At 69.6% G+C, this 9,779-nt stretch carries 7 protein-coding genes; 3 read left to right on the top strand and 4 right to left on the bottom strand.

Going from position 1 to position 9,779, the window contains the following annotated elements; translation table 11 throughout:
* Positions 1-299: 299 nt before the first annotated feature.
* Positions 300-2,510, bottom strand: coding sequence for an SF1B family DNA helicase RecD2 (gene recD2, locus AB0L06_RS27335; protein ID WP_500233962.1), 2,211 nt, complete (start codon positions 2,508-2,510; stop codon positions 300-302).
* A 165-nt stretch (positions 2,511-2,675) separates the two neighbouring features.
* Here recD2 and AB0L06_RS27330 point away from each other — a divergent pair, with 165 nt between their 5' ends.
* Together AB0L06_RS27330 and AB0L06_RS27325 are read left to right on the top strand one after the other, a co-directional pair.
* Entirely contained in the window at positions 2,676-4,787 is a 2,112-nt protein-coding gene (locus AB0L06_RS27330; protein WP_500233961.1) for a M28 family peptidase, read from the top strand.
* An 8-nt stretch (positions 4,788-4,795) separates the two neighbouring features.
* Positions 4,796-5,953: an aldose epimerase family protein gene (locus AB0L06_RS27325; RefSeq protein ID WP_500233960.1), complete on the top strand. Its 1,158-nt coding sequence runs from the start codon at positions 4,796-4,798 to the stop codon at positions 5,951-5,953.
* Positions 5,954-5,980: 27 nt separating this feature from the next.
* On the opposite strand, the gene mtnA is transcribed toward AB0L06_RS27325, so the two are convergent.
* Together mtnA and AB0L06_RS27315 are read right to left on the bottom strand one after the other, a co-directional pair.
* A complete protein-coding gene (gene mtnA, locus AB0L06_RS27320; protein WP_500233959.1) occupies positions 5,981-7,030 on the bottom strand; it encodes an S-methyl-5-thioribose-1-phosphate isomerase in 1,050 nt (349 codons plus the stop codon).
* A gap of 4 nt (positions 7,031-7,034) precedes the next feature.
* A complete protein-coding gene (locus AB0L06_RS27315; RefSeq protein ID WP_500233958.1) occupies positions 7,035-7,559 on the bottom strand; it encodes a CGNR zinc finger domain-containing protein in 525 nt (174 codons plus the stop codon).
* A gap of 28 nt (positions 7,560-7,587) precedes the next feature.
* Between AB0L06_RS27315 and AB0L06_RS27310 the strand changes: the two genes are divergently transcribed.
* On the top strand, positions 7,588-8,802 hold the full coding sequence (locus AB0L06_RS27310; protein WP_500233957.1) for an MFS transporter: 1,215 nt from the start codon (positions 7,588-7,590) through the stop codon (positions 8,800-8,802).
* On the opposite strand, the gene AB0L06_RS27305 is transcribed toward AB0L06_RS27310, so the two are convergent.
* Positions 8,708-9,670: a D-2-hydroxyacid dehydrogenase family protein gene (locus tag AB0L06_RS27305; RefSeq protein WP_500233956.1), complete on the bottom strand. Its 963-nt coding sequence runs from the start codon at positions 9,668-9,670 to the stop codon at positions 8,708-8,710. The genes AB0L06_RS27310 and AB0L06_RS27305 overlap by 95 nt on opposite strands.
* Positions 9,671-9,779: the final 109 nt, after the last annotated feature.

Genomic DNA, 9,779 nt, shown 5'->3' with positions numbered 1-9,779 from the left:
ACCCGACGGCGCTGGCGCGCACGAGCACAGCGCGGGCGCGGGCGCGGACGGGCACAGCGCAGGTGTGAACCAGCACGGGCACAGCGCAGGTGTGAACGGCGCGGACGGAAACAGCCCGCTCGGACACAGCGCGGACACAGCGCGGGCACAGCGCGGGCACAACGCGAGTGCGGACGGAGCGGGCGCGGACAGGCACGGCGCGGGCGGGCACAGCACGGACGGGCATGGGCACGGGGACGGTAGAGACCGGCACCGGGGGTGGGGCGGGACGGGGCGGGGACGGGAACAGTGGGGGTGGGTCAGGTGGGGGTTGTCAGTCGGTGGGCGAGGGCGGTGTGGCGGCGGCCGGAGGAGGTGGTGCGGACGGCGGCGGCGAGGGCTCGGCGGGAGCCGGTGAGGACGACGAGCTTCTTGGCTCTGGTGATGGCCGTGTAGAGGAGGTTGCGCTGGAGCATCATCCAGGAGCTGGTGGTGAGGGGGATGACGACGGCCGGATATTCGCTGCCTTGGCTGCGGTGGATGGTGATGGCGTAGGCATGGGTGAGTTCGTCCAGCTCGTCGAAGGAGTAGTCGATCTCCTCGTCCTCGTCGGTGCGGACGGTGAGGGTGTGGTCCTCCGGGGAGACGGTGGTGACGACGCCGACGGTGCCGTTGAAGACGCCCGCCACGCCCTTGTCGTAGTTGTTGCGTAGCTGGGTGACCTTGTCGCCGGGGCGGAAGACGCGACCGCCGTAGCGGCGTTCGGGGACGGTGTCCCGGTGCGGGGTGAGGGCGTCCTGGAGGAGGGTGTTGAGGCTGCCGGCCCCGGCGGGACCGCGGTGCATGGGGGCGAGGACCTGGACGTCGCGGCGCGCGTCCAGGTCGAACTTGGCGGGGATGCGGTTGACGACGACGTCGACGGTGAGGGCGGCGGTCTCCTCGGAGTCCTCGCAGGGGAACAGGAAGAAGTCGGGGTAGCCGCGGGTGTGCGGGTGGTCGCCGGCGTTGACGCGGTGGGCGTTGACGACGATGCCGGACTGCTGGGCCTGCCGGAAGATCTTGGTGAGGCGGACGCGGGGGATGGTCGCGTCGGCCGCGAGCAGGTCGGCCAGCACCTCTCCCGCGCCGACGGACGGGAGCTGGTCGACGTCGCCGACCAGGAGGAGGTGCGCGCCGGGCGGGACGGCTTTGATCAGCTTGTTCGCGAGGATGAGGTCGACCATCGAGCACTCGTCGACGACGACCAGGTCGGTGTCGAGGGGGTTGTCCTGGTCGAACCGGGCGTCGCCGCCGGGCTGGAGCTGGAGCAGGCGGTGCACGGTGGCGGCCTCGTGGCCGGTGAGTTCGGCGAGGCGCTTGGCGGCGCGGCCGGTCGGCGCGACGAGGGTGATCTTCGCCTTCTTGGCCGCGGCGAGCTCGATGACGGAGCGGACGGTGAAGCTCTTGCCGCAGCCCGGGCCGCCGGTGAGCACGGCGACCTTCTCGGTGAGGGCGAGCCGGACGGCCTGCTCCTGCTCGGGGGCGAGTTCGGTGCCGGTGCGTCCGCGCAGCCAGGTCAGGGCCTTCTGCCAGTCGACGTCGGCGAACGCGGCGAGCCGGTCGCCCGGGACGTTGAGGAGGGTGCGCAGGCCGCGGGCGACGGACCGCTCGGCGCGGTGGAAGGGGACCAGGTAGACGGCGGGGACGTCGTTCACGCGCTCGCGGATGACGCCCTCGTCGGTGGCGAGCTCGTCCAGGGCGGGGACGATGAGGTCGCGGGCGACGCCGAGGATCTTCTCCGCGGCGGTGACCAGGTTGGGCTCGGGCAGGTAGCAGTGGCCCTGGTCGGCGGCCTCGGACAGGGTGTACTGGAGCCCGGCCTTGATCCGCTCGGGGCTGTCGTGCGGGATGCCGACGGCCTGCGCGATGGTGTCGGCGGTCTTGAAGCCGATGCCCCACACGTCGGCGGCGAGCCGGTACGGCTCGCGGCGGACGGTGTCGATGGACGCGTCGCCGTACTGCTTGTAGATGCGGACGGCGAGGGATGTGGAGACGCCGACGCCCTGCAGGAAGACCATCACCTCCTTGATGGCCTTCTGCTCCTCCCAGGCGGCGGCGATGCGCGCGGTGCGGCGCTTGCCGAGGCCGCGGACCTCGATCAGGCGGCCGGGCTCCTCCTCGATGACGCGCAGGATGTCGGTGCCGAAGTGGGAGACCATGCGGTCGGCCATCACCGGGCCGATGCCCTTGATCATGCCGGAGCCCAGGTAGCGGCGGATGCCCTGCACGGTCGCCGGGAGCACCGTGCTGTAGGAGTCGGCCTCGAACTGCCGGCCGTACTTGGGGTGGGAGCGCCACCGGCCGGTCATCCTGATGCTCTCGCCGGCCTGCGCGCCGAGCAGTGCGCCGACGACGGTGAGCAGGTCGCCACCGGACTTCTCGGTGGCGACGCGCGCGACCGTGTACCCGGTGTCCTCGTTGGCGTAGGTGATCCGCTCGAGCACCGCCTCGAGGACCACCGGTTTCGGGGGAACTGCCGCCTGGTTCGTCACGGATCTCATCCTCCCGGACCGGCCGCCGCCACCGAAACCGAAACCGATTCTGTGGAAAACCCGCCGGTTCGTCTTGGCCGCATCCGGCGAACCATCTGGATCTTCGCGTGATCACGACGTACGGTCCGGGCGCACCCGTACCACGAGTACCGGGAGGTCTCCCAGGTGTTCAACTCCCGATTCCTGGCCCTCGCGGTGGGCATCGCCACCGCGGTCCCGCTCGTCGCCGCCACGCCGGCCACGAGCCAAACCCCCACCTCGTCCCCGACTCCCATCCCCGGATTCACGGCCAAGTCGTCGGCCTGGCAGCGCGCGTACGAGAAGGAGCTCAGCGCGATCCCGTCCGCCGCGAACGCGCGGCGTCTCGACGCGGAGCTGGCGAAGGAACCCGCGCTGGCGGGGACGACCGGCGACTGGCATCGGGTCCAGCGCATCGTCCGCGAGCTGCGTTCCTATGGCCTGAAACCAGAAGTGAACACCTACTACACGTACCTGTCGCGCCCCAAGCGCGTCAGCGTGGAGATGACCGCGCCTGAGCGGCGCGTCCTGCCGGTGAAGGAGAGCAAGCAGCCCTGGCAGAAGTACTACGACGACATCATCCCCGGCTACAACGGCCTGTCTCCGTCAGGGAACGTGGAGGGCGAGGTCGTCTACGCCAACTACGGGCGTCCCGAGGACTTCGCGCTACTCGCCAAGAACGGGATCTCGCTCAAGGGCAAAATCGCGCTCGTCCGCTACGGACAGGTGTTCCGCGGTGTGAAACCCGCTCAGGCGGCCAAGGCGGGCGCCAAGGCCGTCATCATCTACTCGGATCCGGCCAACGACGGCTTCAGCCGTGGAACGGTCTATCCGCAGGGCCCGTGGCGCGCGTCTGACGGCATCCAACGCGGAAGCGTGGCCCAGATGATGTACGCGGCGGGTGACCCGCTCACACCGGGGTGGCCCTCGACGAAGAACGCGCCCAGACTGAAGCCGTCGCAGGCGCCGGAGCTGCAAGGGCTCATCCCGACCACGCCGGTCTCCTACGGCGCGGCCGAGCCGCTCCTGCGCGCGCTCAACGGCGCACAGGTGCCGAAGGAATGGCAGGGCGGTCTGTCGTTCCCGTACCACTTCGGCCCTGGCGGAACGCGTGTCCACCTGGATCTGCAAAGCGACTTCATCACCACGCCCATCTGGGACGTGACCGTGCGCATCCCCGGTGCGACGCGTCCTGACCAGGAGGTCGTGCTCGGCGGCCACCACGACGCGTGGGCGTACGGGTCGCTGGACAACCTGTCCGGCACCGAGAACGTCCTGCAGGTGGGTCGTGCACTCGGAAAGCTGTTGAAACGCGGTTGGCGTCCGGACCGGACGGTCGTCCTGGCCACATGGGACGGCGAGGAGTACGGCATCTACGGCAGCACCGAGTATGCCGAGGAGCACGAGAAGCAGCTCCGCAACGCGGTCGCCTACGTGAACATGGACATCGCCGCCGGTTCGGAGTTCTCCCCTTCGGCGACGCCCGCGCTCGACCAGAGCGTCATCGACGCGTCGAAGGAAGTCGCGTGGCCGGGCACCAACGGCACGCTCTATGACGCGTGGAAACAGCAGAACAACGGCCAGACCCCCATCGACCGCATTGGCGGCGGCTCCGACTTCCAACCGTTCTTCCAGCGGTTCGGCGTCCCGGCCATGGACCTCGGTGCGAGCAGCCCCGGAGCGTCCGGGAACTACCACTGCACCTGCGACGACTTCTACTCGACGGAACACTTCGGTGACCCGACGTGGGAGTACCACGCGGCCATGTCCAGGCTCGCCGGCATCGCGACCCTGCGTTTGGCGAACGCCGACGTCATCGCCATGCACTACCAGCCCTATGCCGCCGAGACGGCCGGCTACCTGAACGACTTCACCACCGAGCAGCGCCAGAAGCTCGGCGCGGTGGCGGTGGACGTGTCACGCGACGTCCAGCAGGCACAGGCATGGGAACGAGCGGCTCAGTCACTCCAGACCCGAGCGGATACGGCGCTCGCCAAGGGCGACACCGCCGCGTTCCGTTCCCTCAACGACCGGCTCGTTCGCGCGGAACGGGACCTGCTCACGAACGCCGGCCTACCGGCGCGCCCGTGGTACCGGCACCAGATCTACGCGCCCGGCCTCGACACCGGATACGCCACCCAGCGGCTTCCGGCCCTGCATGACGCCCTGTTCTTGCAGAACGACCCGGCCACCGCGCGCGCGTACGAGGCGCGCCTCTACGCCAGTCTCCAAGCAGCGACCCGAACTCTCACTCTCTGAGGACGACCATGAAGTCCCTTCACGCAGTCGCAGGCACCGTCCTCGTGGGCACGGCCACGCTCCTCACGGTCGTCCCGGCCAACGCCGCGAGCGGACCGTCCATCACCAAGGAGGCGTTCGGAAAGCTCGCCGACGGCACTTCGGTGGACCGGTACACCCTCAGCAATGAGCACGGGATGCGCGTCCGGATCCTCACCTACGGTGGCATCATCCAGATGCTGGACGTGCCGGACCGCAAAGGCCGCGACGCCAACGTCGCCCTGGGCTTCGCCACGCTGAAGGACTACGTCGACAAGAACGGCGGCCCGTACTTCGGCGCGCTCATCGGACGCTACGCGAACCGCATAGCCAAGGGCCGTTTCACCCTGGACGGGACGACCTACCAGCTCCCCATCAACAACGGCCCCAACAGCCTGCACGGCGGCATCGAGGGCTTCAACACCAAGGTCTGGAAGGCCACGGCCGTCAAGGGCAAAGACAGCGTCGCCCTTCACCTCACCTACGTCAGCCAGAACGGCGAAGAGGGTTACCCGGGAACGCTCACGACGAAGGTCACCTACACCCTCGGCACCAGCAACCGGCTACAGCTGGACTACCGGGCCACGACCGACAAGGCCACCATCGTCAACTTGACGAACCACTCCTATTTCAACCTTGCCGGAGAGGGCACGGGCGACGCCTACGGCCACCAGCTCCAGGTCAACGCGTCCCGCTACACCCCGACCGACAGCACGCAGATCCCCACCGGAAAGCTCGCCCCGGTCAAGGGCACCCCGTTCGACTTCACGCGCCCCCACACCATCGGCGAACGCATCCGCGACAACGATCCGCAACTGCTCATCGGCCATGGCTACGACCACAACTTCGTCCTGAACCAGCGGCGCCCGGGCGAACTCACCCTCGCCGCCACGGTCACCGAGCCACGCACAGGCCGCGTCCTACGCCTCAGCACCACCCAGCCGGGCGTCCAGCTCTACACGGCCAACTTCCTGGACGGCTCTCTCGTCGGCACCAGTGGCCACGCCTACCGCCAAGGCGACGCGCTGGCCCTCGAAACCCAGCACTTCCCCGACTCCCCCAACCACCCGGCGTTCCCGTCGACCGTCCTACGCCCCGGCCAGACCTTCACCTCAACAACCGTCTACGCCTTCTCCACAACCAGCTGACGTAGCGCGGGGGAGCGCAGGGGTGGCCTACCCCCTGCGCTCCCCCTTGCTTTCCGCTTCCTGGGCGGGTGTGTGGCCACTGGCGGGGTCGAGGGGGCCGGTTTCAGTGATCAGAGCTGTTATGAGGTGGGCTGGGGTTACGTCGAAGGCTGGGTTGTGGGCTCGTGCGCCTGCGGGGGTTACGGGGGTGGGGCCGTTGGCCAGGATCTCGGCGGGTGGGCGTTCTTCGATGGGGATGTGGTCGCCGTCCGGGGTGGAGAGGTCGATGGTGCTCCAGGGGGCGGCCACCAGGAAGGGGATGTTGGCGGCGGCGCAGGCCAGGGCCACGGCGAGGGTGCCGACCTTGTTGGCGGTGTCGCCGTTGGCGGCTATGCGGTCGGCTCCGACGATCGCGGCGTCTATGCGGCCGCGGAGGATGGTGCCCGCAGCGGCGCTGTCCGGTTGGACGAAGTAGGGGATGCCCAGTTGGTGGAGTTCCCAGGCGGTAAGGCGGGCGCCCTGGAGGAGGGGGCGGGTCTCGTTCGCGTAGACGGTCTCGATGAGTTTGCGAGTGTGGAGTTCGCGGACGACGCCCAGGGCCGTGCCCCAGCCTGCTGTCGCCAGGGCTCCGGCGTTGCAGTGGGTGATGAGCCTGAGAGGCCTGTCGCCCAGGTGGGCGCTGAGCCATTCCGCACCGTGGCGGCCGATCGCGCGGTTTGCCCGGATGTCCTCATCCAGGAGGGCCAGAGCCTCCTCCAGGACAGCGTCGGAGCCCTTTGCAGCGAGGGGGCGGACGCGGTCCACTCCGGCTGCGAGGTTGACCGCTGTAGGACGGGCCTCGCGGATGCGGGTGATGGCGCTGTTCAGAGTGGCGGTGTCCCAGCCTTCGCGTTCGGCTTGGCGCAGGGCCAGGACGACGCCCAGGGCTCCGGCCACGCCCAGGGCGGGGGCGCCTCGGACGACGAGTCGCTTGATCGCGTCGACCAGAGCGTCGACCTCGGTGATGTCCCGGTACTCCAGGCGCGCGGGCAGGAGCGTCTGGTCGAGAAGGCGCAGGGAGTCGCCGGTCCACGTGATGGGAGCGATTTCTGCCGTCATGGGTTCATTTTCTCGCGCGCCTGTGGGACGCGACACGTTCGCGGCTGCCGCAACGTGCCGAGCAGTAGCGACGGGGCGCCCCACGGCCTGTCATGACGAAAGGCCTTCCACAGGAAGCGGACGCGCACAGTCCGCCTGGGAGGGCCCTTCGTTCGGCCAGGAGGACGGCCAGGGCGAGGGCGGAGGAGGCGGCGAACCATTCGGCCCAGGGCGCGTCGTCGCTGCGGTCCGCGTGGAGGTGCCAGAACGTGCCGTCGTGGGCGCTGAGCCTTGGCGGAGCGGCGGTTTCGGCCAGTAGGCCGTTGATGAGCCGGGCGGCCGTCTCGGTGTCCTGAGCTCCGAAGATCCCCCAGAGGCGGTCGGCGACCGCGCCGAGGGCCGCTACGTCCTCGTCGGTGATCTCCGGCCTTGTCGGCTCCCCGTGCGCGTGCAGGAGTGACGCGACGGCGGCGGCGTCCGCCTTGTCCACCCGTAGCGCGCCGGTCAGGGCGGCGGCCCGTTCGGCGGCGTCCGATGGCCGGTTGATCACAGCACCCTCCTCGTGTTACGCCTTTTAGATGATAACCCGTAACAAGGGCGCGGCGGTCTACTTCGCCGGGGCGCTCAGCGCGCGGACGGCCGACGAGATGTCGGCGCCCGCGTTGCTGCTGCTCGGAATGGCCGTGCTGGGGTCGGAGCGGCCGGCCTCGCTGCTGTTCGCCGCCCTGACCGTCGCGTCCACTGTGGGCGGGCCTCTGCTCGGCGCTCTGATGGATCGCGCGACTCGGCCCGGACTACTGCTGGCTGCCGCCCTGGGCGGATATGCGGCCGGTTTGGCCCTGGTGACGTCGGTTCTTGGGCAGTTGGGGGCGGCCGTCACGGTGGCGGTCTTCACAGGGCTTCTGGCACCGTCCCTGTCCGGGGCTTGGACGGCGCGCCTTGCCGATGTCTTGCCTGAGAGGCAGTTGGGGCGCGGCCATGCGGCTGATGCGGCCACCTACAACGTGGCCGCGTTGGCGGGGCCGGCCGCTGCGGGGCTGATCGCGGGGATTGATGCCTACTGGGCCATGGCAGCGACCATCGGACTGCTGCTGTTGGCGGTCCCGGCTGCGTTGGCGCTCCCCCGGCAGGAGCCACGTGAATCCGCGGCCTTTACCGCCGATCTCAAGGCGGGGTTCATGGCCATCGTGCGCGCGCCTGGGTTGCGGCGGGTCACGGCGGCTTCCATGGTCGCGTTCGTGGGCACGGGGATGCTGATCGTGTCGTGTCCTCCGCTGGGTGAGCGCTACCTCGGCGGGGCCGGGCGTGGAGGACTGCTGCTGTCGTTGCTGGCAGCGGGCGCGATGACCACCGCTGCGATCACGGCCCGGTGGCCACCCAAGCGGAAGCCGGAAACCGTGTTCGCGGTCGCCGCCCTGTGCATCGCCTTCGGATTGGCCGGTCTGGCCAGTGCGCCCAATGCGGGGGTGCTGGTTGTGGCGGCCGTCCTCGCGGGCGCGGGTGAGGGGCCGCAACTGGCGGCGGTCTTCGACATCCGGCATCGGGAGGCTCCGGCCCGACTGCGCGGGCAGGTGTTCGCCACAGGGGCGAGCCTCAAAATCACCGCCGGTGCGGTAGGCGCGGCACTCGCGGGCACCCTGCCTCTGACGTTTGCCCTCTCCTTGGCCGCCGCCACTCAACTGCTGGCGGCAGCCCTGCTCATCGGGTCAGGACGCGTACGGGCGCGCCCGCGAGGAACGCCTCGATATCTTCGACGGCCTCAGAGAAGTAGCCCCGATAGTTGTCCTCAGTGACGTAGCCGAGGTGGGGCGTGGCGAGGAGGTTCGGGAGCGTCCGGTACTCGTGGTGCTCCGGCAGCGGCTCGATGTCGTAGACGTCCACCCCCGCGCCCGCGATCTGGCCTTCCCGGAGTGCGGTGGCCAGCGCGTCCTGATCCACGATGGACGAGCGGGACGTGTTGATCAGGAAGGCCGTCGGGCGCATCCGCTTCAGCTCGGCCGCGCCGAGCAGGCCGTCCGTGCGGTCGCCCGGCTTCACATGGACGGTCACGAAGTCGCTGGTCTCCAGCAGGTCGTCCAGCGTGCGCATGCGGCGCGCACCGGCTTCGGCGGCCTTCTCGGCGGTGAGGTTCCGGCTCCAGGCGACCACGTCCATGCCGAAGGCGGCGCCGACCTTCGCCACGCGCGCGCCGATCCGGCCGAGCCCGATCACGCCGAGCCGGCGTCCGTGGAGGTCGTTGCCGACCGTCTGCTGCCAGGGGCCGCCCGACCGCAACGCCCCGTTCTCGGCGACCACGTGGCGGGCCAGGCCGAGAAGCAGGGCCCAGGTCAACTCGACGGTGGGATGGATGGCGCTGGACGTCCCGCAGACGGTCACACCGCGCTCCGCGGCCGCGTCGAGGTCGATCGAGGCGTTCCGCATGCCGCTGGTGATCAGGAGGCGCAGGTTCGGAAGCCGCGCGAGCAGGCCTTCCTGGAAGGGGGTGCGCTCCCGCATCGCCACGATGATCTCGTAGTCGCCGATCTCCTCGGCGAGCCGCTCAGGGTCGGGCTCGTGCGCGCGCAGGAAGCGGACGTCGACCTTCGACCCGATCCGCGACCAGTCGGCCAGAGACTCCGCAACGCCCTGGAAATCGTCGATGACGGCACATTTGATCTTCATTGACTCCACTGTATCCCGCCCCCTCAGAACACTTTCTGACCTGGGGTAACTTGACAATGGTCGAACCTATGTTCGACATTGTCGGAGTGGCGAGCGCAGGGGAGGCGAG

Source organism: Spirillospora sp. NPDC052269 (assembly GCF_040679435.1).
Classification (GTDB): domain Bacteria; phylum Actinomycetota; class Actinomycetes; order Streptosporangiales; family Streptosporangiaceae; genus Spirillospora.
The sequence above is the reverse complement of the archived record's forward strand: the minus strand, read 5'-3'. Positions and strand labels throughout refer to the sequence as shown.

Bases quoted from the DNA above. Each gene is read 5' to 3' on its own strand.
- mtnA (WP_500233959.1), bottom strand. From the start codon at position 7,030: ATGACGGCAGAAATCGCTCCCATCACGTGGACCGGCGACTCCCTGCGC.
- AB0L06_RS27325 (WP_500233960.1), top strand. From the start codon at position 4,796: ATGAAGTCCCTTCACGCAGTCGCAGGCACCGTCCTCGTGGGCACGGCC.
- AB0L06_RS27305 (WP_500233956.1), bottom strand. From the start codon at position 9,670: ATGAAGATCAAATGTGCCGTCATCGACGATTTCCAGGGCGTTGCGGAG.
- AB0L06_RS27310 (WP_500233957.1), top strand. From the start codon at position 7,588: ATGATAACCCGTAACAAGGGCGCGGCGGTCTACTTCGCCGGGGCGCTC.